Genomic DNA, 23274 nt, shown 5'->3' on the forward strand with positions numbered 1-23274 from the left:
CGAATCGGTGCGCTCCGCCGCGAGTGATCGCGGCGTGGGGCGCATCGTCCCGATCGGCTCCGGGCGCCTGCACGGAATCGCTCGGGTTTTCGTCGGTTTTCCGGCATGCGCCGTGCTCTGTCGAAGGGCACGAGGAGGACGAGCGATGGCGAACAACCAGACCAACCGCGGCGAGGGTTCCGCCAAGGAGCTCGGCGGCAAGATCAAGAAGAACGTCGGCGCGCTGACCGGCAACGAGCGGATGGAAGCCGAGGGCCACGCCAAGGAGCTCGAGGGCAAGACGCAGAAGGAGGCCGCCAAGGCCGCCGAGCGCACCAAGGGCAAGGGCGAAGAGCTGATCGGCAAGGCCAAGAACCGCATCGGCCAGGTGATCGACGACGAGCAGATGGCCGCCGAGGGCAAGGCGAAGGAGCTCAAGGGCAACGCTCGCCAGAACATGAACAAGCCGAGCTGACGTCAGTCGGCTCGGGCGGCCGTGGCGACACCGGCCGCGTTCCCACGTGCGCCACCACGCGATCGTTCAGGCTGCGATCGCGTGCGTGGCGTTCGTCTTTTCCGTCGTTGGTCCGAGGGGCGGGCTTCCTCGGCTCGCGCGCGCCTGCTAGGACGAACGACATGTCGAGCCACGCACCCGATCCGACCTCGCTTCGCCCGCTGATCGAGGCCGCATTCGCCGACCGCTCACACCTGCACGACACGTCGCATCGCGTCGCGGTGCTCGACGCGATCGCGGCGCTCGACGAAGGCCGCCTGCGCGTGGCGAACCCGCCGGGCGAGGGCGGCGAGTGGACGGTCAACGCGTGGGTGAAGCAGGCGGTGCTGCTCTATTTCGCGATCCGCGCGATGGAGCGCATCGAGATCGGGCCCTTCGAGTTCCACGACAAGATCCCGCTCAAGCACGGGCTCGACGAAGCGGGCGTGCGCGTGGTGCCGCCGGGGGTCGCGCGCTACGGCGCGTTCCTCGAGAAGGGCGTCGTGCTGATGCCCGGCTACGTGAACATCGGCGCGTGGGTCGGCGCAGGCACGATGGTCGACACGTGGGCGACGGTCGGCTCGTGCGCGCAGATCGGTCGCGACGTGCACCTCTCGGGCGGCGTCGGGATCGGCGGCGTGCTCGAGCCGCCCGGTGCGCGTCCGGTGATCGTGGAGGACGGCTGCTTCGTCGGCTCGCGCGCGATCGTGGTGGAAGGCGTGCACGTCGAGCGCGAGGCGGTGATCGGCGCGAACGTGGTGCTCACCGCGTCGACGCCGATCGTCGACGTGACGGGCGACAAGCCGGTCGAGACGCGCGGTCGCATCCCGGCGCGCTCGGTGGTGATCCCGGGCACGCGCCCGAAGAAGTTCCCGGCGGGCGAGTTCGGCGTGCCGTGCGCGCTGATCATCGGGAAGCGCACCGAGAGCACGGACAAGAAGACGTCGCTCAATGCTGCTCTCAGAGATTTCGGAGTGGCCGTGTAGCGTCTCGGCGAGCGGCGCGGGGCAGTGGGTCCGCCACCCGGGTGCTCGCGGGCTGCCACGGGAAACGCAGTGAGCTTCGGGAAGCGGTGGGCGCATCGCGGCGCGCGCGTTGCGCGTTTGCCGCGATGCTTCGATCAGTCTGTGGTCGGCCTCGGCGGCCCCCGTCGCACGAGGGTGGCGGACCCACTGCCCCGCGCCCGGTACCGCGGTTCTGCCGTCTCGGTGGGTAGGGGCTGAGATGGCTCGCGCCTGGTCCGCGCTTCGCCGCGGCCCAGGCGCTCGCGATCCGGGCTCTGCTGCGCACTCGCCCTGATCGATCCGGGCGAGGGCACGCGCGGTCGCGCGGTGTGGGGCTTGCTGCGTGACGCGGCGTGCCGGCGGCGACCGCGGTCATTGGTGACGTTCTGCCCCTCGCGGTCGGGATCGGCGTGTTTCCGGTGCCGATCATCGCGACGCTGCTCACGCTCTTCTCCCGCCGCGGCCGCGCGAACGGCGCTGCGTTCGCGGCGTCGTGGATCGTCGGCATCGGGCTCCTGACGACCGTCGCCGCGCTGGTCGCCGATGGTGCGGCGAGCGCGTCGGAGGACGCGACGAGCGCCGCGGTGAGCTGGGTGAAGCTGCTGGTCGGGGTCGCGCTGCTCGGCGCGGCGCTGCGCAAGTGGCGAGCTCGCCCGGGCCCCGGCGAGACCGCCGAGATGCCGAAGTGGATGGCGTCGGTCGACGAGTACTCGCCGAGGAACGCCGTGCGAGCAGGGCTGCTCCTCTCCGCCGCGAACCCGAAGAACTGGGCCCTCGCGGGCGCGGCGGGATCCACCATCGGGCAGGTGGAGATGTCCGCCTCCGAGACGGCGGTGTGCGTGGCGGTCTTCACCGGCCTCGCGAGCCTCTCCGTCGCGGGGCCGGTGCTCTATCGGCTGGGGGGCGGCGAGCGGGCCGAGCGCGCGCTGGGCCAGGCTCAGTCGTGGCTGGTCCAGAACAACGCCGCGATCCTGACCGTGGTGCTGCTGATCTTCGGCGTGCAGCTCGTCGGCAAGGGGCTGGCGGGGCTCTCGGTGTGATCGCGCGGGTGCGCGAGTTGCCGCCGCGCGACCGGCGCCGCACAGATCGCGGCCGATGTCGACTCTCCCTCGTCCCGAGCTCGCTCCTCCCGCCCATCCCCTCGAGCGCTTGCCCGAGGAGTGGGCCGCGGTGCTCGAGTCGTGGGGCGAGCCGAAGTACCGCGGGCTCCAGGTGTTCCGCTGGCTGCATCAGCGCGGCGTCTTCGACGCCGAGCAGATGACCGATCTCCCGAAGTCGCTCCGTCGCAAGCTCGCGGACGAGTCGCTCGTGCCTCCGCTCTCGATCGCGCAGGCCCACGAGAGCGAGGACGGCACGCGCAAGCTGCTCGTCTCGCTGCCCGACGCGCGCACCGTCGAGACCGTGCTCATCCCGATGAAGAGCACGCAGCCCGGCGACGGCTACACGCCCGAGGACGACTCCGAGGACGTCGAGCCCACGAGCGCGTGGGTCACCCAGTGCATCTCCTCGCAGGTCGGCTGCGCGATGGCGTGCACCTTCTGCGCGTCGGGGATCGCGGGCTTCAAGCGCCACCTGAGCGCGGCCGAGATCGTCGGCCAGGTGCTCGCGGGTCGCGACCAGCTCGAGGCGAGCGGCGAGCGGGTGCGCAACGTCGTCTTCATGGGCATGGGCGAGCCGCTGCACAACTACGCGGCGGTCGCGCGCGCGCTCACGCTGCTCTGCCATCCCGACGGGCTCGGCCTCAGCAAGCGCCGCGTCACCGTGTCGACGAGCGGCCTCGTCCCCGAGATCGATCGCCTCGGCACCGAGTTCGGCGGTCAGGTGCAGCTCGCCATCTCGCTCCACGCGACCAGCGACGAGCGGCGCAGCGAGGTGATGCCGATCAACAAGAAGTATCCGCTCGCCGAGCTCCTCGCCGCGCTCAAGCGCTACCCGCTCCCGAAGCGCCGCCGGATCACGATCGAGTACACGCTGATCGAGGGCGTCAACGCGTCCACCGGCGACGCCAAGGCGCTCGCGAAGCTGCTCCGCGGCATCCCGGTGAAGGTCAACCTCATTCCGATGAACGCGGTCGACGACAACCCGCTGCGCGCGCCGAGCTGGGAGACCGTCGACGCGTTCCAGGAGACGCTGCGCGGGCAGGGCGTGCCCAACTTCGTGCGTCGCCGCAAGGGCGACGACATCGCGGCGGCGTGCGGACAGCTCGCGCTGCGCGGCGAGAAGAAGAAGGTCCGCGTCCCGCTCCCGACCGTGCGCTCCTGAGCCGAGGTCGCTGTCGTCGTCGCTCCGAGCGATGACGTACTGCTCTTCGCGAGCGGATCGACCGCGTCGCGGGTGGAGCTCCGGCGCCGCGAGGTGCGGCACGCAACATCGCCGGCGCGCCCGTGCGATCCGCGAGCCGTGGATCGCGATGGTCCCCCCGTCGTCGCGCGGCGTCGAGGCGCGGCCGGGAGCGTTTCCTGCCACGCCTCGCGAGCTCGCGGGGCCGGCCGGGAGCGTTTCCTGCCACGCCTCGCGACCGTGATCCCAGGGCGGCAGCGCTCCGGCCACGCCCGAGGAACGGCGAGCCGGCGCCCGCCGGGCTTCCTGCCGCGCCGCGCGTGTCGCACGAGCGGCGCGCGGCTTTCTTGCGACGCCTCGCGGACCCTGGTGGCATTCGCGCAGGCCCGAGGGGGGGCCTTCCCGATGCAGCTGCCGACTCGCAACACACCGGTCGCCCGCTGCGAGGCGCTCACCGCGTACCTCGCCGCCACGCTCCGCAACTACGCGTCCGTCTTCCAGCCGGCGCCCGAGGTCCGGGCCCACCTCGAGTCGCTCGCGACCACCGTCAGCGCGTCGCTCGCGACCCTCGTCGCCTCGCAGCGCGCCTACGAGGCCGCGATCCTCGCGCTCGTGGAGCCACGCGGCCGCGTCCGCCTGGTGGACGTGCGCGCGGACGAGATCGTCAAGAGCGTCCAGCGCGCCTGCGCCGATGCGGGCGTCGCGAGCTCGGTGTTCCCCGAGGGGGTCACGCCGATCGTCAAGCCGGTGGGCCCCTCCGAGGTGGCCGCGCTCGTGGTGCTCTCGGCGCGCATCGCCGCGACGAGCTCGTGGGCCGAGCGCGACGTGCAGCGCGCCCGCATCGACGCGATCCAAGCCGACTACCAGGCCGCGCTCGACGCGCGCGCCGCGGCGCGCGTCGCGACGGTGCAGGCCCGGGCGCTGCGCGACGACGCGAAGGAGTCGTTCCTCGACGTCTACGCGGCCGTCGCCGGGCAGATCAAGGCGGCCTTCCCGCGCGACCGCGCGCGCCAGGAGGCGTTCTTCGACCGCATCCGCGACGCCGTCGCGAGCGAGGACGCGAGCGAGGACGACGCCGACACCGACGAGCCGGCCCCCGCGGCGTGAGCGGGCGCGCGGGTGAGCGTGAGCGTGACCCGCCCACGCTCACCCGAATGAAGCGCGTCCGCTGTGATAACGTCCCTCGCCCGATGCGCTGCGCACCGTTCGGGCTCGCCGTCCTCGCCTCGATCCTCTCGCTCGCTCCCCGCGCCGACGCCCAGGTCGCGCTGCCGATCACCGAGGTGGGCGAGGGCGCCAGCCTCCGCGTCGACGGCTCGCTGCGCGAGTGGCGCGACGTGCGCTTCCTCGACGTGGGGGAGGGCAGCGACGCCTCGATGCGCGTCGCGCTCGCCTACGACGGCGGCGGTCTCTACGTCGGCGCCGAGGTGCGCGACGAGCGGCTCATCCGCACCGCGAGCCCGGGCACCGACGAGGACGCCGTCGTCGTCACCCTCGCGATGCCGCGCGGTCGCGGCTTCGACGGCGTCGAGATCTGGCTCTGGGCCGGCGAGACCGGGCGCAGCGCGGCGCGCGTCGGCGTCGGCGGGCTCGGCCGTCCCGGCAACGCGCGCGGCGCGCAGATCGTCGAGGGCCCTTCGCGCGGCGGCTACGTCGTCGAGGCATTCATCCCGTGGAACGCCATCCCCGGCAGCGCGCGCTGGCAGGAAGGGCGCGGCTCGGTGCGCCTGCGCGACGTCGACTCGGCGGCGCGTCCCGAGGTCGAGAGCGAGCCGACGTTCGCCGCGGTCGATCGCGCCCACCTCGAGCTACTGCCGACGCTCGCGCCGAGCGGCGGACAGACCGCGGCGTTCGAGTCGTTCCTCGCGAGCCGCCAGCTCGAGGGCGCGCGGCCCGCGCACGATCTCCGCGGCGACGTCGGCGGCGACGCGCAGCCCGAGCGCGTGTCGATCGTCGATCGCTTCCTCGTCGTGACCGGCCCCGGGTGGCAGGAGGGCCGCGGCTTCTCGTTCGTGCAGCTGCCGATCGCCGCAGCGGCCGACGTACGCGAGCCGCGCCTCGTCGATCTGACCGGCGACGGCAAGAGCGAGCTCGTGGTGACGCTGCGCCAGAGCGACGACCGCGGCTCGCGCGATCTCTGGCAGGTCTTCTCGTTCGCGACCGCGCAGATCGTGCCTGCGTTCGCGATCGAGACGCGCAAGGCGACCGGCGCGGGGAGCGTCGAGTCCGCGGTGCAGGTGCGCGCCGGACGTCGTGGTCAGCCCGCGACGATCGAGGCGCGCAGCGGGCGCGCGCAGGGCCTCGACGCGAGCACGCTGCAAGAGGCACCTGCCGCCGACGCGGAGCCGATCCTCGTGCCGTGGGGGCCGGTGCTCTCGCGCGAGTACCGCTGGGATGGCTCGCGCTTCGCGCGCGTCTCGGAGCGACCGAACCCGCGCTACGTCGACCCCGCGACGACGGCGCGCGCGTCCACCACGGCGACGACGACCACCAGCGCCGCGCCCGCGACGCCGCCTCCCCCCGGCGTCGAGGATCTGCTCGCCGCGTTCCGTCGCGAGCGCGGGCTGCGCGACGCGCGACCGACGTTCCGCGTGCGCGCGAACGTCGCGGCGGACGCGCAGGAGGAGGAGGTCGTCGTGTACGGGCGCGACCTCGTCGTGGTCGGTCCCGGGTTCCGCAGCGGCAGCGGCTGGTTCCACTTCCAGATCCCCGCGCAAGCGGCGGGCGACGTGCTCGACGTGCGCACCGCGGAGATCACCGGCGATCCGCGACACGAGATCCTGATGCGCGTGCGGCAGAACATCGGCGACGTGCGCCGCGAGGTCCTGCTGGTGTTCCAGTTCACGCCGGTCGGGTTCCCGGCGATCCTGCAGCGCGAGGTCGCGCGCGAGCAGTCGGGACGCCGCGTCGAGAACGAAGTGCGAGCGGGCAACGGCACGCTCGAGATCCGGCCGGGCACCGCGCGCGGGTGGGACGCGTCGAGCTGGCCGTGGGGCGACACGCCGTCGACCGACGGCATCGCGCCGCCGCTGCTCCCGTGGCGCGACCGCGCGGTGACCTACGGGTACTCGGGCGGTCGCCTCGTCGCGCGCTGAGTCACTCGGACGCGCAATTCACCGCGACGGCGCGCACCGAGCCCTGCTGCTGGAGCTGGCTGCGACGCGACGCGAACAGCACGACGACGTGATCGCCGACGCACGTCGCGTCCGCGTGCTCGAACGCGGCGCCGTGCTCGTAGATCTGCATCTCGGGGCCGCGCGCCTCGAGCTCGCGCGTGTAGCGACGCACGCTGACGAGCCGCTCGGTGCGCGAGTGGGTGCGCGGCGCGATGACGAACACGTCCCCGCCGCAGGCGATCGTCGTCGACGCGCCGGTCGCGTTGGCGTGCGCCGCGCTCTCGATGCGATCGATCGCGGTCGCGTCGCTCTGCACGCGCGCGATCTGGAAGCGCGGTCGCGACCCTCCGGGGCGTCGATCGCGGAACCCGAGCACCACGTCGCCCGCGACGCCGTCGCGCAGCATCGGGAGCGAGGCGTCGAACGCGAGATCCGCGACTGGACGCGCCGCACGCGCGCCAGCGCGCAGCATCACGCGCCCTTCGACGTCGCCGTCGCGGTCGAGCCAGGTCTCGGCCCACGTCGCGAGCACGCGATCGCCGCTCGCGAGCAGCGCAGGGCGCGACGCGCGGAAGCGCGGCGACGAGAGCCGCTCCGTCGTCGCGCCGTCGCTCGCGCGTGCGATCCACGCCTCGCTCACCGCGCCTTCGGCCTCCTGCCATCCGAGCCACGGCGCGCCCTGCGCGTCGATCGCGACCGACACGCCGCTGCCGTCGCGGCCCATCGCGCCGAGCGACGCGCGCGCGCTCACTGCGCCCTCGCGCACGACGTAGAGCTGCACGCCGCCCTCGTCGTCGCGTCCCTCGCGACCGCGCCGACCACACGCGACGTGCAACGCGCCGTCGTGCACGACCGCCGCGAGCCCGCCCTCGCACGAAGGTCCGATGCGCGTCGCCTCGCCCGACGGCGCGCCGTGCGCATCGAGCGCACGCACGAACGCGCCCGCGCGCTCCGACCACACCGCGAGCACGCGGTCGCCGTCGCTCGCGATCGCGAGATCGTCGATCACGGGACCATCGGGGATCGCGATCCGGTGCTCGTCCGCGAAGGCGCACGCGCCGTCGAGGATGCGCACCGGATCGTCGCCGCACCCCACCGCGAGGAGCAGCGCGAAGAGAAGACGAGACCTCACGCGCGGATCAGAGCACGCCGCGTGCGCGCAGCAGGGCGGTGATCTCCGCGCGGCGATGCTCGAGCTCGGGCGGATCCTTCACCGGCTGGAAGCGACCGTCCGCGCCCTGGCGCTCGACCTCGAGGAACGCGGTCGGTAGGAACGCGGTGAGCTCGCCGACGAGGCGCTCGAACTGGATCGCTTCGGCGCCCTCGACCTTCTTGCGCACGACGAACCACGTGAGCGGGAAGTCGCGATCGAGCGTGGTCGCGTCGAGCACGAACGAGTTCGTGTTGAACACCGGGATCGAGTCCTGATCGAAGCCGTCCGGGAAGCGGAACGACTCGACGATCTGCGCGACGCCGTCGACACGCGCGGGCGCGCCGCCCTTGTCGCCCTTCTCCTTGCGCACGACCTCGGCGGTGATCTGCTTGCCCGACTCGAGGTGCGCGCCGATCACCGCGGGATCGAGCGTCGCGCCGAGGTTGTCGACGTTCGACATGTAGAGGAAGCGTCCGCCCTTCTGCACGAAGTCCTGGAGCAGCCCGGCGCGGCGCAGCGCGAAGCTGAGATCGCCGTGGCCCGGCGCGTAGGGCGAGAGCGCTCCGTCGCTGGGCTCGTGGAAGAGCGAGCCGTCGGGCGCGAGGCGCAGCGAGATGTACTGCGGGAAGCAGCGCACCGGCGCGCGCGGGGTCTCGAGCGCGCGCGAGAGGCGCTCGACCTCGTCGTGCGTCGCGAAGCTCGTCATCACGTAGATCGGGATGCGCGCGTCCTCGCGCTCCGCGAGCCGCGCGACGTCGGAGAGCTTGAGGTCGAGGAACGTGCGGCCCTCGACCGCCTCGACGCCCGCCTTCACGACGCCGCCGAAGCGCGTCGCCATGCCGCCCGCGAGCACGACCGCGCCCACGAGCCCAGTGCGCAGCGCCTCGCGCCCACGGGCCTCGAGCGCCCTGCGTGCGGCACTGCCTGGCGCAGGAAGTGTGATGACGTCGCCCTGCTCGGGCGGTGCGACCCGGCCGCGGATGTGGTTGTCGGACTCCGCGGCGCCGGCGCGCAGCCGTGCGCGCAGCGCCTCGAAGCTCTGCGTGTCCCACCCGAAGCGTTGAAGCAGCTCGCGCGTCGGGGCGTCGATCGACTCGTGGGCGAGGGACTCTTGATCGCGGCTCTCGGCCATCGCGGTTCCTTCCTCCGGGGGCTCGTTCGTGGACGCCGATGATGCGCATGGCAATGGACGGCGATGCAACCCACACCGACTCCAGGGTGCCGCGTTGCGCCTCTCGGAGATTCTCGTAACGCCAGAGGGGCCACTCGCCACGTGAGGCAGGCACCCGCATTGCTTGGGGAAGATGACACCCCGTTCTCGAGCACCGAGGACGTGGACTGGAGGTCACGATGAGCTCGTTCCTGCGCCGGATCGTCACGGGAGCCGTCCTCGTGCTCGCGATGGCGAACGCCGGTTGCTACGCCACCGTCGCGCGCGGACGCGCGGGCGTGGTCGTCTACGATCCGCCGCCCCCGCCGGTCGCGACCGTGACCTACGCGCAGAGCCCCGCGCCGTACCAGGGCGCGGTGTGGGTCGAGGGCCACTACGAGTGGGACGGCTACCAGTACGCGTGGGTCGACGGCTACTGGATCGAGCCGCGCCCCGGCTACGCGTTCGTGCAGCCGCGCTGGGAGCGCCGCGGGAGCGGCTACGTGTACATCCAGGGCGGCTGGCGTGACGGGCGCGGCGTGATCGTGTCGCCTCCGCCGCCGCGCCGCGCGGTCGTCGCGACGCCGCCGTACCGAGGCGGCGTGGTGGTGCAGCAGCCGGCCTATCGCGGCGGCGTGGTGGTGCAGCCGCCGCCGCGGCAGGGCACGGTCGTGGTGACGCCCCCGCCGCGCGGAGGCGTCGTCGTGACGCCGCCGCCGCGTGGTGGAGGCGTGGTGGTGAGCCCGCCGCCGCGTGGTGGTGTGGTCGTGACGCCGCCGCCGCGTGGTGGAGGCGTCGTGGTGACGCCGCCGCCGCGTGGTGGAGGCGTGGTGGTGAGCCCGCCGCGTGGTGGGGGCGTGGTGGTGCAGCAGCCGCAGCAGCGCCGCAGCAGTGGCGTGGTCGTGACCCCGCCGCCGCAGCGTGGAGGCGGCGGTGGTGGCGGTGGCCGCGTGATCGTGCGCCCGCCTCGCTGACCGACCGTCGCAGCACGGCTCGAACGACGCCGCGGCCCGCTCCGGGTCGCGGCGTCGTCGTTCTCGGGCGTCGCGAAGCGCCTCTCTGGACGGAGCGGCTCGCGGGCCCGACGTGTGCGGTGGTGGGGCTGCTCTGCTTGCTCGCGCATCGCGCGCCCGCTACGCCGAACCACGGACTCAGCTCGTGAGCACGACGCCGCGCACTCCGGACGACGAGCGCGTCCCCAAGGGCACGCCGGCACGTCCGCGAGGCAGTGGAGCGCTGCTGGTCCCGCCTGCGATCGTGCTCGCGATCGCGCTGGTGGGCTCGGTGTCGATCCACCTGCCGATCTATGCGGGGCTCGGCGTGCTCGCGCGGCTGCTCGAGAGCGAGCCGAGCCCGGGACCGAGCCGGCCGATCGAGATCTCGCTGCTCGAGCCCAACCCGTCGGAGATCCCGAGCGAAGCGCTCCCCGACGAGACCGCCACGGCGGTCGAGGACACGCCGCCCGACGAAGAAACGCCGGTCGAGGAGGCCGCGCCCGAGCCGCCGCGCCGTCGCCGACGCGCGCCGCCGCCCGAGCCCGAGCCCGAGCCGGAGCGCGCGCCCGAGCCGGAGCCCGAGCCGCCTCCGCCGGTCCCGGTGCCTGCGGCCGAGCCTCCGCCGCCGCCTCCTCCTCCGCCGCCCGACGAGCGCACGCCGATCGTGCAGCACAACGAGGACCCGCCCGTGGAGCCCCCGCCCGACGCGCGCTTCACGGCCGAGCAGTCGCGCGACGTCGAGGAGGAGACGGTCGCGAGCGTGACCAACATGGTCCGCGACGACGCCCAGCCGAGCCCGGGCGCGCAGCAGGAGCCGGTGGAGGCCCCGACCGAGGAGCCCGGCAACGCGCAGGAAGACGAGATCGCGGACATGCGCGACGTCGAGGGCGACGACCGCCGTCGCGCGCTGCCCGAAGAGACGGAGCGACCCCCGCCGCGCGAGCGCGAGGCGTCCACCTCGCGGCGACCGACCGCCGCGGGCGCGGAGAGCATGGACCGCGGCCACGATCGCGAGGCGCGCGAGGGCGAGCGCGCGCGCAGCGAAGAGGGCGGCGCGCGCGCGATGGGCGGCGGCGCGCCGGTCGAGCAGGAGACGATCACGGTCTCGGACGGCTTCGGGTCGTTCACGATCACGCGCCCGCGCGCGACGACGCGGCCCGAGGGCAGCGGCGAGGGCGAGGCGGGCGGCGCGCGCCGCGAAGGACGCGGGCGGGGCGAGGCGGGCGAGGGGCTCGCGATCGGTCGCTCGGGACGCACGCGCGGCGGTGCGCGTCGCGGCGGCGAGACCGGCGTGCGTGGCGGTCCGGGCAGCCCGCTCTCGTGGTCGCAGTTCGAGTCGATCTACGGCGAGGAGGAGCTACGGCGTCAGCGCGAGGCGCGCCTCGAGGAGCGTCGGTCGCGATCGCGCGGTGCGAGCCGCGAGCGGCGCTGGCAGGAGTTCCGCGCGGCGATCGAGAACTTCGTGAGCGAGGTGCGCCCCGGGAACCAGACCGCGCTCGACGCGGCGGCCTCGCCGTTCGCGACGTTCCTCTCGGACATGCACCGGCGCATCCACCGCGAGTTCGCGGATCGTTACCTCGCGAGCATCGGTCCCGACGCGAGCGAGGGACTGAACGACATGTCGCTCAACACCACGCTCGAGATCTCGGTGAACCCGGACGGCACCGTGCATCGCGTCGGCATCGTCGCGACGAGCGGCAACATCCTGTTCGACTTCGGCGCGTTCAACTCGGTGATGCGCGCGCAGCCGTTCCCGCAGCCGCCCGACGCGATCCTGAGCGGCGACGGACGCGCCTGGCTGCACTGGCGCTTCGATCGCAGCCCGCGCCAGTGCCACCCGACGAACGCGAGGCCGTTCATGCTGCGCAATGGCTCCGGGACGGGCGCGCAGGTGGTCGATCGCGGGGAGCCGCCCGAAGAGATCCCGTCGGGCGAGTGACGTGACGCTCACGGACGAGGTGAAGGCGCGAGCGCGCGAGCTCGGGTTCGCGCGCATCGGGATCGCACGCGCGGAGGCGCTCGGGCCCGAGGGCGAGCGGCTGCGCGCGTGGCTCGCCGAAGGGCGTCACGCGGCGATGGCGTGGATGGAGCAGACGTGCGAGGTGCGCGTGGATCCGCGCGACGAGCGGATGCTCGCGGGCGCGCGCAGCGTGATCGTGATGGCGACGCCGTACGCGCGTCACGAGGAGCGCGTGGGGCCCGCGCCGGGTGTCGTGGCGCGGTACGCGCGCGGTCGCGACTACCACAACGTGATCGGCAAGCGCGCGAAGAAGCTCGCCGACTGGCTTCGCGCGTCGGGTCACCTCGCGCGCGGGAGCACGGACTCGACGCCGGTGTTCGAGCGCGCGTGGGCGGTGCGCGCGGGGCTCGGGTTCATCGGGAAGAACTGCTGCCTGATCATCCCGGGGCTCGGCTCGCACGTGCTGCTCGCGACGGTGGTGACGACGGCGGAGCTCGAGCCCGACGCGCCGATGGGCGAGCGCTGCGGGAGCTGCACGCGATGTCTCGACGCGTGCCCGACGCGCGCGTTCGTCGGGCCGCGCGAGCTCGATGCGCGGCGCTGCATCTCGTACCTCACGATCGAGCACGAGGGCGCGATCGACGAGGCGCTGCGCGAGGGGATCGGCGATCGGTTCCTCGGCTGCGACGTGTGCCAGGACGTGTGCCCGTTCACGCGCACTGCGCCGCCCGATCCCGCGACGACCGAGCCCTTCGCGCCCGACGCACGATGGCGCGATCACGACGCGGTGAGCGTGCTGCGGATGGACGAGGCGACGTTCGACGCGTACTCGCTGGGCTCGCCGGTGCGACGGCTCAAGCGGGCCGGCGCTGCGCGCAACGCGGCGATCGTGCTCGGCAACGTCGGAGGCAAGGTGCACCTGCCGGTGCTGCGCGACGCGCGCGAGCGCGATGCGGACGACGCGGTGCGCGACGCCGCGGCGTGGGCGATCACGCGCATCGAGTCGCGCGAGAAGTGAGTCGGGCTCACTTCGCTGCGGCGATCACCGCGCGCCGGCGCGCTGCTTCGTGACGCGCACCCAGCGCGCGGCCTCGACGTCGCTGGGGTCGAGCTTGCTCGCGATCGTGAACGCCTTGAGCGCCTGCGCGTGATCGCCTGCGGCCGCGAAGATGCGGCCCTGTGCGTAGTGCCCGAGCGCGTTGCGGCGATCGGCCTTCAGCGTCTGGGTGATCCAGTGCGTGAGCACGTCGTGCGCGGCGGCGCGGAGCACGTCGTCGTCGGCGCAGAGCCAGTCCGCGAACGCCTCGGCGAGGCGGTACTCGTTCGCGTCGGGCATGGCCTCCGCCGCGGCGCGCAGCTCGCGCTGCGCGAGCTGGGGCTTGCCCTCGCGCAGCCAGCGGCGTCCCTCGGCGTAACGCTCCTCGGCGGACAGGCGCGTGCGCGTCTCCTCGCGGCGCGCGGTGGGCGCTGCGTGGCGACGGCGCTCGACCTCGTCGCGAAGGCGCGCTGCGGCACCGCTCGCGCGCGCGGCGACGTCGTCGGTCGCGGGGCGGATCACCTCGGCGCTCGCGGGCTCGGGCGCGCGCTGCGGGCGCTGCTGCGTGACCGAGGTGATCGTGCGGAGCTCGGCGAGATCGAGGAGCAGGAGCGTCGCGAGGATCGCGGCGCGCGGCTCGAGATCCGGCGCGTCGGGGACGAGCACCGCGGCGACGCGCTGGTGGCCATCGAGCGCACGCACGATGCGCAGCTCCGCGGGGCCGACACCGAGCCGCGTCGCGATCTCGCTCGGCGGCGCGGCGAGCACGATCGCGAGCTCACCGTGCGCGGCGAGCCGCATCGCCCATCGCGCGGCTTCTTGCGGCTCGGAGAGCGCTTCGAGCAGCACCGCCGGGAGCTGCACCGCGAAGCGCGCGACCGACGCGACCGCGTCGGCGTCGTCGCGGAAGATCCATCGCGCCTGATCGAGCTGCAGGCATCGCACGACGCGCATGCGCATCTGCGCGCGCAACCCGTCGGAGACCTGATCGGGCGAGAGGATCCCGAGCTCGATCGCGACCTCACCGAAGCGCATCAGCTCGTCGTGCACGAGCGCGTCGGTCATGCGGCGCAGGATCTGTCGATACTGCGCGTCGGTGATCACACCGCGCGTCACGAGCACGCGGCCGAGCGTCTCGCCGACGGTGCCCGACTCCGCGAACACGATGGCACCTTCGCGCAGGTAGAACGTCGTGCGCAGTCCGCCTGCGTCGACGTCGAGCACGCCGGTGGCGCGCTCTGCCTCGAGCACGCGCAGCACGCGCGCGAGGTGCGTCTCGAGGAGCTCTGCGCTGCGTACGTCTCCGGCGCGCAGCGCGACCCCTTCCTCCGACACCACCATCGCGGCTCATTCTACAACGCGCTGCCGGATGCGGCCTTGCGGTCGACGCATCGCAACCCGATGCTCGCGGCGATGATCGACCTGTACTACTGGCCCACACCGAACGGCTGGAAGATCACCATCGCGCTCGAGGAGCTCGGGCTTCCGTACGCGGTGAAGCCGGTGAACATCGGGCGCGGAGAGCAATTCCGCCCCGAATTCCTGGCGATCAGCCCGAACAACCGGATGCCCGCGATCGTCGACGACGACCCGCCCGGCGGTGGTGCGCCGCTCGCGATCTTCGAGTCGGGCGCGATCCTGCAGTACCTCGCGGACAAGACGGGGCGACTCGTGCCGCGTGACGTGCGCGCGCGGTACGAGGTGCTGCAGTGGGTGGCGTGGCAGGTGGCAGGGCTCGGGCCGATGGCGGGCCAGGCGCACCACTTCCGACAGTACGCGCCGGAGAAGCTGCCGTACGCGATCGATCGCTACACGAACGAGGTGAACCGCCTCTACGGCGTGCTCGATCGGCGGCTCTCGGATCGCGAGTTCGTCGCAGGCGAGTACTCCATCGCCGACATCGCGATCTACCCGTGGGTCGTGCCGTGGCAGGCGCAGGGGCAGCAGCTCTCGGATTTCCCGCACCTCGAGCGCTGGTTCCGCACGATCGAAGCGCGCGAGGCGGTGAAGCGCGGCCTCGAGGTCGGGAAGGAGCTGCGCGTGCCGAAGATGGACGACGACGCGAAGAAGGTGCTCTTCGGGCAGACGGCGAAGAGCGTGCGCGAGCAGCGCTGACGTCAGCAGCGCACGAGCGACGAGAGCGCGAACGGCGGCGGCACGTCGAGCGGGCCCCGCACCATGAGCACGTCGGTCGCGTCGTGCGGGATCGAGTCGTGCGCGCGAGGGCAGAGGAGGTCGCAGGTGAGCGCGATCTCCACGCCCCACGGTGCGCCGCCGAGGTGCGCGACGAGCTCGCCGACGTCGGGAATGCGCGGCGCGATCACGTCGTGGATGCGCAGCGCGCGGCCGCGATCCTCGACGGCGACGATCGCGTCGAGCGCGGGCAGGTGCACGAGCGCGGGCGCGAGCGAGCCGTGCAGCGCGAGGTCGATCAGGAAGTGCCAGCCGGGCTCGCGCGTGGCGAGGCGATCGGAGACCGGCGCGCGCGATGCGAGCATGCGCTTCAGGAGCGCGAGGTCTTCGTCGAGATCGGGATCGAGGCGGCGTGAGCGGGCGTCGCGCACGGGCGTGACGTCGACGTCGAGCGTCGCGATCTGCTCGAACGCGCGGCGGAACCCGAAGCGCTCGTAGATCGCGGGCTCTTCGGTCCAGAGGATCGCGGTCTCGCCGATCTCGCGCTCCGCGAAGCGGAGGGCCTCGTCGATCGCGCTGCGGAAGAGACCCCGTCCGCGATGTGCGGCGCGCGTGCAGACGCCGTGGATGCCGGCGAGCGTCACGTCGCGGCCGTTCACGCGCATCGGCAGGCGCAGCACGCCGACGAGCGAGAGCGCGCGTGCATCCTCCCAGCGCACGAAGGGTGTCGAGACCTCGCACCAGTCCGCGCCCCACCGCGACGCGTGCTCCACCGAAGGTGGGACGTGCGGCCAGACCGAGCCGAGCAGATCGAGGATCGCGGTGCGCGCGGAGGGATCGGCGGGATAGGGCATCCGCGCGCGAGACTAGCGGAAGCAGCGCGAGACGATCGCTTCGAGCGCGGCGCGGTGTGAGCGCACCGAGCGCGCGAGCGCGAGCTGGGAGCGAGCGCGCACGCGGTTGTGCTCGACGCGCGACGCATAGCGGGCGCGATCCCATCCGAAGTAGCGATCCTCGATCGCGTCGGTCGCGAAGCGCGTCGCGAGCTCGAGCGCGATGGTCTCGAGACCGGGGACGATCGAGTCGATCTCGTCGGCGTCGAGCGCGCCGCGCATCGACGTGCTCCAGCCCTCGAGCGCGCCCTCGAAGATCGCGGGATCGACGTGCGCGTCCTCCGCGCTCTCGCCGCCGGGGTTGCACCACGAGCGCAGCGCGTCGCCAATCTCGTGGGCGACGATGCCGTGCGCCATCGTGTCGAGATCGAGGAGCGCGCGTGCGTCGGCGCCTTGCTCGTCGAACAGCACGTTCGAGATCTTGAGGTCGCCGTGGATGATGCGGGCGCGCGTGGGCGCGAGCGGTGCGAGCTCGCGCGCATGCGCGAGGATCGCTTCGGCGATCGGGCGCGCGTGTGCGGTGTGCGGGCCGTCGCTGGTGAGCGCGGCGTCGAGCTTCGCGAGGTGACGCGCGGTGTCGTGCGCGCCGGGGCGCGTGAAGTGGAAGCGGTGCTCGACGTGCTCGAGCGCGCGGTGGAAGCGACCGACGAGCGCGCCGGCGGCGCGCGCGATCGCGGGGCTGCGCAGCTCGGTGTGCACGCTCCCGTCGAGCCAGGTGAGGGCGCGCCAGACGCCTTCGTGCTCGAGCCAGAGCCCACCGTGGTTCGTCGGCACGGGGCGCGGCGTGCGCATCCCGGCGCGCTCGAGCTGCGCGGTGATCGCGTCGATGTCGAGGTTCACCTCGCCCGCGAAGATCGGATGGAGGCGCTGGAGCGCGATGGCGCCCTCGGGGCGATCGACGCGGAACGTGAGGTTGATGAGGCCGATCTCGATCGGCGTGATGCGCGCCGACTCCGCGCGCCACGCGGCGAGCACGGCGCGCGGGATCGTGATCACTCCACGTACTCCACGTCGCCGCCGACGTCGTCGCCTTCGTCGTCGAGCTCGCTGGTCGCGCGGCCGGGGCGGCCGAGCGGCTGTGCGCGCGGCGTCGGTGCGACGGGGTGCGCGTCGAGCACGCGGACGATCTCGTGGAGGAGCTCGTCGATGCCTTCGCCGGTCGCCGCGGAGAAGGCGAGCACCTTGTCGACGCCGCGCGTCTTCATGCCGCGACGGATCGCGGAGACGCGCTTCTTGACGTCGGGAATGTCGATCTTGCTCACGGCGACGATCATCGGGCGCTGGGCGAGCTCGGGGTCGAAGCGCTCGAGCTCGTTCAGGAGGACGTCGTAGTCCTGGAGCGGCTTGCGATCGGGATCGGGATCGAGCGTGAGGATGTGGAGGAGGACGCGCGTGCGCTCGACGTGCTTGAGGAAGCGATGGCCGAGGCCGGCGCCCTCGGCCGCGCCCTCGATGATGCCGGGGATGTCGGCGACGACGAAGCTGCGCTCGCCGATGGCGGCGACACCGAGGTTCGGGACGAGGGTGGTGAACGGGTAGTCCGCGATCTTCGGGCGGGCGCGCGAGATGCGCGAGATGAGCGTGCTCTTGCCGACGTTCGGGTACCCGAGGAGGCCGACGTCCGCGAGGAGCTTGAGCTCGATGCGGAGCTTCTTCTGCTCGCCGGGCTCGCCGGGCTCGGCGCGACGCGGGGCGCGATCCTGCGGGGTCGCGAAGTGGATGTTGCCGCGGCCGCCGCGGCCGCCGCGGGCGATGATGAATTCTTTGTCGTTTGCGTCGAGATCGGCGACCGGGGTTCCGGTTTCGGCGTCGAAGACCTGGGTGCCGATCGGGACTCGGACGACGAGGTCCTCGCCGGCCGCGCCGTACTGATCCTTGCCGCGGCCGCTCTCGCCGTTCTTGGCGATGAGCTTGCGGCGGTACCGGAGGTCGAGGAGCGTCGAGAGGCGCTCGTCGGCGCGGAAGACGACGTCGCCGCCGTCGCCGCCGTCGCCACCGGACGGGCCGCCGAAGGGCACGAACTTCTCGCGGCGGAACGCGACGGCGCCGTTGCCGCCGTCGCCTCCCTTCACCTCGACCGTGACCTCGTCGACGAACCTCATCGCGCGCTCTCTTCCTGCCCTGACGGATGGTAGCCGCGTCGTGTACGGCGCGAGCGGGTCGGCCGCAACTTGGCGCGGTGCGGAGTGTGGTCGAGCGCTGACCCACGTTGGCCGCGGGCGACGCGGCCCGGGGGGCCGCTGGGAGGCGGCCGAAGTCGTGCGATCGGGACTGACCCACGTTCGTTCTGCGCGCTCGCGGCCGCTCGCAGCTTGCGTGCAGGCCGTCGCGCGTTGCGCAGCTCGGCTCCCGTTGCTCGCACGCAAGAAGTGCGGTGCGACGGCAACACACGCCGCTTCGCGGAGACAGTGCCGCGACCGCGAACCACGTGCGCGCAATAGAGCGAGGCGGCGCGACGCGGACGCGTGCACCGCCGGCATGAGCGCAGGCGAGAGAATCAGGCCGCCGAGCGCGTCGGCGCGACGAGCGCGCCGTGTTGGCGCCGCAGCAACCAAGTTCCCGCTGGGAATGGCACGTCCCTGCGTCCCCGGCGCCACGACTCGAACGCATGTCGGTACGCGAGCCGGAACGCGCGAACGCGCTCCGCGGCCGCGATGAGGGCGTCGCGGTTGCCGCGTCCCGTCGCGAACGTCGGCACGAGTGAGCGCGCTGGCTCCTCCGAACGCGCGCGTCGGAACGGAGAGAGCTTCGCGCATCGATCTGCGCCGAGAAACGCGCCGCCGCGCTCGCCGACCTCGGAGCGCGCCGTCGCCTCCTGCGCCTCGAGCTCCTGCGAGACGACGGCTCGGAACTCGTCGTCGCTCATGCCGAGCTCGTGCGCCGCGCGTGGCATCTCGAGGCGCAGGACGACGTTCGGGGGCCACCTCTCGTCGTCGCGCGTGAAGTACTCCGACGGTCGGTCGATGCGCCACGCAGCGCGCCCGAGATCCTGCGGTCGCGTCGTGACGCCCGGCCACTCGTGGGCGCGCCTCACGAGCGCTGCGGCGACCGGATTCGCCATCGCATACGCGATCTTCTCGGCGACTGCTGCTGGCGTTCTAAGCTCGACGACGTTCGTCGGCTCGTGGTCCCAGACGGCGCCATCCCAGCGCCGCAGGACCTTCGTGGCGAGCGCCACGTGTCGATGGAGGTAGTGGAGGAACTCGGGCAACCGACCCTCGGGATCCGACACGACGAGGTGCTCGTGCGTGCTCATCAGCACGGCCGAATGGACGAGCACGCCAGCGCGAGCCGCTGCGACCGCGAGCGTGTAGAGGAAGATGCGGTTCATCCGCGGGTCGGGCGCGAACAAGTGATAGCGGTGCAGCACGCGCCGCGTGATGAGGTACACGGCGCCGGGCTCGATGAGACGAGGCTGGGTCACGGAACAGCCGGAGCGCACGCGGCGTGCCGGTGGGTTGCTGACGGATTCGCGAGAGAAACGCAACGTGGGTCGGCGGCCTGACGGCCGACCCCTGACGACCCCGCCACCGGCAACCCCCCAGGCACGCTCCGGATCGCGGCATCGATCGACCTACTGCTAGGATGCGCGCCTCATGGGTTCCGAGAGCTCTCGTCCGACGCCGCTGGGCGTTGCCCGCGCACGGTTCGTCGACGGTCTTCCGCGCAAGGCCGGCGAGCTGCGCGGCTCGATCGCGCTGCTCGCGGCGACGCCTGCCGAGGAGCGTCCTCGCGAGGAGCTCCGCCGTCGTCTCCACGCGCTCTACGCCTCTGCGCAGGTCTTCCAGATCGCGCCGCTCACCAACGCGCTCAAGGACGCGATCGCCCGTCTCGATCGCGCGCGCGACGAGAAGCGCGCCCTCGAGGGCGCCGATCTCGACGCGCTCGCGTCCCTCGCCGCGACGCTCCCGCTCCTCGGTCAGGCCGAGCCCACCCCCGATGTCCACGGCGACGAAGAGCCCGCCGACGTCGAGATCCCGGCGGCACCCCGCGTGCCGCGCGCCCCCGCACCGCGCCGCAACACGCTCGAGCTCGCCGGCGCGGCCACCCAGCCGCCGCCCTCCGACAGCGAGGCGCCGCCCGCGCGCGAGAGCGAGCGCCCGCGCCCCCTCCGCGAGCGCGCGACGACCCTGCGCGGCCTTCCCACGGCGACCGACGTTGAGTCTCCGACCCCCATCCTCATCACCCCGCGCTCGTCGCCGCCGCCCCCGGTCGCGGTCCCGGCGCCCCCGCCGGCGCGTGCCGTCCAGAACGTCCTCAGCATCCTCGTCGTCGACGCCGCCGAGTGGCAGGCGAGGGCGCGCGCGGTGCTCCCGGCCGAGCGCTTCGAGGTCCTCGGGGCCGCCGACCCCGAAGAGGCGCTCCGCCTCGCCCGCTCGAGCGCGCCCGACGCGGTGCTCGTCGATCACACCGTCCTCTCTCGCACCGGCGTCGACCTCGTCCGCCGTCTCCGCGACGATCCCCTCACCGACTTCGTGCCCGTCATCGCGCTCGCGCCCGCCAGCGCGACCGTCGACCCGATCGCCTTGCGCGAGCGCGGCGCCGACGAGGTCCTCCTCAAGCCCTTCGACGCGACCGCGCTCGAGACCACGCTCGCACGCCTCACCGGCGAAGGCGGGCGCGGCGTCGCCGGCCTCGCCGGCGAGCACACGATCGAAGAGGTCGCCTCCCGCATCGCCGACGAGGTCAAGCGCGGCCTCGTCGAGAGCGCCGATCGCGGCCGCGATCTCCGCGTACCGCTCGGCGACGGCGCCGAAGTCCTCGCCGCCGCCTGGTCCGCGATCGGCCGCGTCCGCGCGCACCTCGCTCAGCGGAGTGGAGGACGCCTCCACTTCCGAGACGACCGCGCGCCCGGTGGCCCCGCGTTCCTCGCGCTCGTCGACGAGGAGGACACGCCGGAGCCGAAGTCCGCGCCGGTGAGCCTCCGCGACCGCCACGCGATCGTCGTCGACGACGATCCCGCCGTCGTCTGGTTCTTCGCCGGCCTGCTCCGCGAGGAAGGCGTCGTCGTCGACGAGGCCAGCGACGGCGCGGAGGCCCTCGACATCGCGCGACGTCGCCGCCCCGACCTCGTCGTCAGCGACATCCTCATGCCGCGCCTCGACGGCTTCGCGCTCACCCGCGAGCTCAAGCGCGATCCCGCGCTCGCCGACGTGCCCGTCATCCTGCTCTCGTGGAAGGAGGACTTCCTCCAGCGCATGCGCGAGCTGCAGTCCGGCGCGAGCGGCTATCTGCGCAAGGAATCCGGCGCGCAGCAGATCCTCGAGTGCGTTCGCGACGTTCTGCGTCCCCGCGCCCGCCTGGAGGCGCAGCTCCGCGCCGGAGGCGACGTGCGCGGACGCCTCGAGCGCATCGGCATCCTCCCGCTGATCCAGACCGCGGCGCAGCATCGCCCGGACGCGCGCATCACCGTCCGCGACGCGTGGAACCTCTTCGAGATCGATCTGCGCGCCGGCAACCTCGTCGATCTCACGCGCACCGCCAGCGACGGATCGTTCAGCCGTGGGCCGCGCGTGCTCGTGCCGCTGCTCGGCGCGACCGCCGGTCGCTTCGCGATCGCCGACGCGGAGGGCCCGGTCCGCGCGAGCATCAAGGAGCCGCTCGACGCCGTGCTCCGCAAGGGCGCGGCTGCGATCGGCGCGCTCGTCGACGCGGTCTCGGGCAAGGGCCTCGCGCTCGCCGCGCACGTGGAGCTCGACGACGACGTGCTCGCGTCGCTGCTGCGCGCGTCCCCCGACGCGCTGCGCGCGATGGTCGCGAAGCTCCGCGGCCCGGGCGGTCCGCGCGCGCTCCTGACCGAGGGCAGCGTCGCGCCGCACGAGCTCGAGTCGGCGATGCTCGATCTCGCGCGTCAGGGCGCGATCCTCGCGGTGCGCGGCCCCGACGGCGAGGACCGCATCGCGGCCGCCGGAGCGGCGCGCGGCGAGATCGAGCTGCCGATGCGCACGCCGAGCCTGGTCCCGGGCGAGGGCGCGTCGACGCTCGCGCCGCCTTCGTTGCCCTCCGCGCCGCCCGACGTCGCCGCGGCGATGGTCGAGGACGAGAGCAGCGGCCCCGAGCTGAGCTGGCTCTCGAGCGAAGAGACCACCGGCGAGATCGTCGCCGAGGCGCATCGCATGGCGAGCGAGCCTCCGAAGCCGAGCGCCGGGATGCTCGAGCTGGACGCGCCGGAGATCGACCCGTTCGCGCGCAAGAAGCAGGAGGAGACGTCGCTCGAGGCGCTCTCCGCGAGCCTTCCGGAGCCCGAGCCCGAGCCGGAGCGCCCGGCCGCGACCGCTGCCCCCGAGCCTCCGCCCGAGCCGCCGCCGGCGGCGGAGCCCAAGCCGCCGGCCCCGCTGATGCCGCCGCCCAGCACGCCCGTGAAGAAGCCTGCCCCCGCGGCCGCGGCTGCGCCGTCCGAGAGCGGCGGCATGGGGTGGTTCGGCTGGGCCATCCTGCTCGCGGTGCTCGCCTTCGCGGGGTTCGTCGCCTACCGGAACCTGATCGCCGGCCCCGTCGCCGACTCCACGCCCGAGACGTCCGCCGACGCGGACGCCGAGGCCCCGCCCGAAGCAACCCCGGTCGCGCCGGCGACCGCGTCCGCGCCCACCCGGGAGCCCACGGCAGCGGAGCCCACCACGCCCGATTCCACCGCGCCGGAGCCCGCCACTCCTGCGACCCAGGTTCGCAGTTACGGCGAAGATCTCGCGGGCATCGACCCCGCGCTCGGCGTCGAGGCGACGCCCGACCAGGGCGTCGTCCTCGTCACTCCGCTCGAAGGCGGCGCGCCCCTGCGTGTGCGCATCGGCGACCGCGAGCTCTCGGTCGGCGCCGACCCGGTCGCCCTCGCGCTCCCCGAAGGCGTCCACGAGATCACGTTCCTCCGCGGCGACGGCTCGTCGTTCCGCTTCGTGCACGTCGCCCCGGGCCGCACCCGCCGCGTCGCCGCGCCCTGACCGGAATCGCGCGAGAGACCCGGGCCGTTCGCCCTTTGTTTGACGCTCGATCACGGCCCGTGCTATCCGCGGGGCCACTGCACGCGCTCACAGGGAACGCCGGTGCAGCGCCCGGCTCCGGCTGCCGGCGCGCTCCGACGTCCCGAA

Annotated in this window: 18 protein-coding genes; 11 read left to right on the forward strand and 7 right to left on the reverse strand. The window is 73.4% G+C overall.

From position 1 onward, the window contains the following. Nucleotides 1-145 precede the first annotated feature (145 nt). The 6 genes from DB32_RS18875 to DB32_RS18900 all read left to right on the forward strand — a co-directional run bounded on the left by DB32_RS18875 (nt 146) and on the right by DB32_RS18900 (nt 6851). Entirely contained in the window at nt 146-454 is a 309-nt protein-coding gene (locus DB32_RS18875) for a CsbD family protein (protein ID WP_053233855.1), read from the forward strand. Between the two features lie 161 nt (nt 455-615). After that, nucleotides 616-1458: a 2,3,4,5-tetrahydropyridine-2,6-dicarboxylate N-succinyltransferase gene (locus DB32_RS18880; RefSeq protein ID WP_053233856.1), complete on the forward strand. Its 843-nt coding sequence runs from the start codon at nt 616-618 to the stop codon at nt 1456-1458. Nucleotides 1459-1829: 371 nt separating this feature from the next. Then, complete coding sequence (locus DB32_RS18885) at nt 1830-2516, forward strand: GAP family protein (RefSeq protein WP_053233857.1); 687 nt, start codon at nt 1830-1832, stop codon at nt 2514-2516. Nucleotides 2517-2571: 55 nt separating this feature from the next. Beyond that, the gene (rlmN, locus tag DB32_RS18890; protein WP_053233858.1) at nt 2572-3738 is read left to right on the forward strand and encodes a dual-specificity RNA methyltransferase RlmN; all 1167 of its coding nucleotides are present in this window, start codon (nt 2572-2574) and stop codon (nt 3736-3738) included. 423 nt (nt 3739-4161) lie between these two features. After that, nucleotides 4162-4863 carry a hypothetical protein gene (locus DB32_RS18895; RefSeq protein WP_053233859.1) on the forward strand — a complete coding sequence of 234 codons (702 nt, stop codon included), beginning with the start codon at nt 4162-4164 and terminating at the stop codon, nt 4861-4863. 83 nt (nt 4864-4946) lie between these two features. Beyond that, nucleotides 4947-6851, forward strand: coding sequence for a DOMON domain-containing protein (locus DB32_RS18900; protein ID WP_053233860.1), 1905 nt, complete (start codon nt 4947-4949; stop codon nt 6849-6851). A 1-nt stretch (nt 6852) separates the two neighbouring features. Here DB32_RS18900 and DB32_RS18905 read toward each other — a convergent pair whose 3' ends face one another. Beyond that, nucleotides 6853-8004: a hypothetical protein gene (locus tag DB32_RS18905; RefSeq protein ID WP_157069170.1), complete on the reverse strand. Its 1152-nt coding sequence runs from the start codon at nt 8002-8004 to the stop codon at nt 6853-6855. A 7-nt stretch (nt 8005-8011) separates the two neighbouring features. Beyond that, entirely contained in the window at nt 8012-9157 is a 1146-nt protein-coding gene (locus DB32_RS18910) for a UTP--glucose-1-phosphate uridylyltransferase (protein WP_053233862.1), read from the reverse strand. Nucleotides 9158-9375: 218 nt separating this feature from the next. Between DB32_RS18910 and DB32_RS18915 the strand changes: the two genes are divergently transcribed. From DB32_RS18915 to queG, 3 genes are all read left to right on the forward strand, one after another. Further along, complete coding sequence (locus DB32_RS18915) at nt 9376-10149, forward strand: YXWGXW repeat-containing protein (RefSeq protein ID WP_053233863.1); 774 nt, start codon at nt 9376-9378, stop codon at nt 10147-10149. 184 nt (nt 10150-10333) lie between these two features. Next, nucleotides 10334-12109, forward strand: a complete 1776-nt coding sequence (locus DB32_RS18920) for a TonB C-terminal domain-containing protein (RefSeq protein ID WP_053233864.1) — start codon at nt 10334-10336, stop codon at nt 12107-12109. 1 nt (nt 12110) lies between these two features. Further along, nucleotides 12111-13148 (forward strand): tRNA epoxyqueuosine(34) reductase QueG, encoded by a 1038-nt coding sequence (queG, locus tag DB32_RS18925; RefSeq protein WP_053233865.1) that lies wholly within the window; start codon nt 12111-12113, stop codon nt 13146-13148. Nucleotides 13149-13172: 24 nt separating this feature from the next. Here queG and DB32_RS18930 read toward each other — a convergent pair whose 3' ends face one another. After that, the gene (locus tag DB32_RS18930) at nt 13173-14507 is read right to left on the reverse strand and encodes a DUF4388 domain-containing protein (protein ID WP_053233866.1); all 1335 of its coding nucleotides are present in this window, start codon (nt 14505-14507) and stop codon (nt 13173-13175) included. Nucleotides 14508-14579: 72 nt separating this feature from the next. Here DB32_RS18930 and DB32_RS18935 point away from each other — a divergent pair, with 72 nt between their 5' ends. Next, on the forward strand, nt 14580-15281 hold the full coding sequence (locus DB32_RS18935) for a glutathione S-transferase N-terminal domain-containing protein (RefSeq protein WP_053238865.1): 702 nt from the start codon (nt 14580-14582) through the stop codon (nt 15279-15281). A gap of 2 nt (nt 15282-15283) precedes the next feature. On the opposite strand, the gene DB32_RS18940 is transcribed toward DB32_RS18935, so the two are convergent. The 4 genes from DB32_RS18940 to DB32_RS18955 form a co-directional block, all read right to left on the reverse strand. Further along, nucleotides 15284-16153, reverse strand: coding sequence for a GNAT family N-acetyltransferase (locus DB32_RS18940; RefSeq protein WP_053233867.1), 870 nt, complete (start codon nt 16151-16153; stop codon nt 15284-15286). Nucleotides 16154-16165: 12 nt separating this feature from the next. Beyond that, nucleotides 16166-17188: a phosphotransferase enzyme family protein gene (locus DB32_RS18945; RefSeq protein WP_053233868.1), complete on the reverse strand. Its 1023-nt coding sequence runs from the start codon at nt 17186-17188 to the stop codon at nt 16166-16168. Continuing rightward, complete coding sequence (obgE, locus tag DB32_RS18950; RefSeq protein ID WP_053233869.1) at nt 17185-18294, reverse strand: GTPase ObgE; 1110 nt, start codon at nt 18292-18294, stop codon at nt 17185-17187. Before obgE ends, DB32_RS18945 begins: the two co-directional genes overlap by 4 nt. A gap of 395 nt (nt 18295-18689) precedes the next feature. Further along, on the reverse strand, nt 18690-19616 hold the full coding sequence (locus tag DB32_RS18955) for a hypothetical protein (RefSeq protein WP_053233870.1): 927 nt from the start codon (nt 19614-19616) through the stop codon (nt 18690-18692). Between the two features lie 172 nt (nt 19617-19788). Between DB32_RS18955 and DB32_RS18960 the strand changes: the two genes are divergently transcribed. Continuing rightward, nucleotides 19789-23127, forward strand: a complete 3339-nt coding sequence (locus tag DB32_RS18960) for a response regulator (protein ID WP_053233871.1) — start codon at nt 19789-19791, stop codon at nt 23125-23127. Nucleotides 23128-23274 lie beyond the last annotated feature (147 nt).

It is taken from the genome of Sandaracinus amylolyticus (assembly GCF_000737325.1).
Classification (GTDB): Bacteria; Myxococcota_A; Polyangia; order Polyangiales; family Sandaracinaceae; genus Sandaracinus; species Sandaracinus amylolyticus.

Coding starts and splice junctions, on each gene's coding strand:
- DB32_RS18875 (WP_053233855.1), top strand. CDS start 146: ATGGCGAACAACCAGACCAACCGCGGCGAGGGTTCCGCCAAGGAGCTC.
- DB32_RS18880 (WP_053233856.1), top strand. CDS start 616: ATGTCGAGCCACGCACCCGATCCGACCTCGCTTCGCCCGCTGATCGAG.
- rlmN (WP_053233858.1), top strand. CDS start 2,572: ATGTCGACTCTCCCTCGTCCCGAGCTCGCTCCTCCCGCCCATCCCCTC.
- DB32_RS18895 (WP_053233859.1), top strand. CDS start 4,162: ATGCAGCTGCCGACTCGCAACACACCGGTCGCCCGCTGCGAGGCGCTC.
- DB32_RS18900 (WP_053233860.1), top strand. CDS start 4,947: ATGCGCTGCGCACCGTTCGGGCTCGCCGTCCTCGCCTCGATCCTCTCG.
- DB32_RS18910 (WP_053233862.1), bottom strand. CDS start 9,157: ATGGCCGAGAGCCGCGATCAAGAGTCCCTCGCCCACGAGTCGATCGAC.
- DB32_RS18915 (WP_053233863.1), top strand. CDS start 9,376: ATGAGCTCGTTCCTGCGCCGGATCGTCACGGGAGCCGTCCTCGTGCTC.
- DB32_RS18930 (WP_053233866.1), bottom strand. CDS start 14,507: ATGGTGGTGTCGGAGGAAGGGGTCGCGCTGCGCGCCGGAGACGTACGC.
- DB32_RS18935 (WP_053238865.1), top strand. CDS start 14,580: ATGATCGACCTGTACTACTGGCCCACACCGAACGGCTGGAAGATCACC.
- DB32_RS18940 (WP_053233867.1), bottom strand. CDS start 16,153: ATGCCCTATCCCGCCGATCCCTCCGCGCGCACCGCGATCCTCGATCTG.
- obgE (WP_053233869.1), bottom strand. CDS start 18,294: ATGAGGTTCGTCGACGAGGTCACGGTCGAGGTGAAGGGAGGCGACGGC.
- DB32_RS18960 (WP_053233871.1), top strand. CDS start 19,789: ATGGGTTCCGAGAGCTCTCGTCCGACGCCGCTGGGCGTTGCCCGCGCA.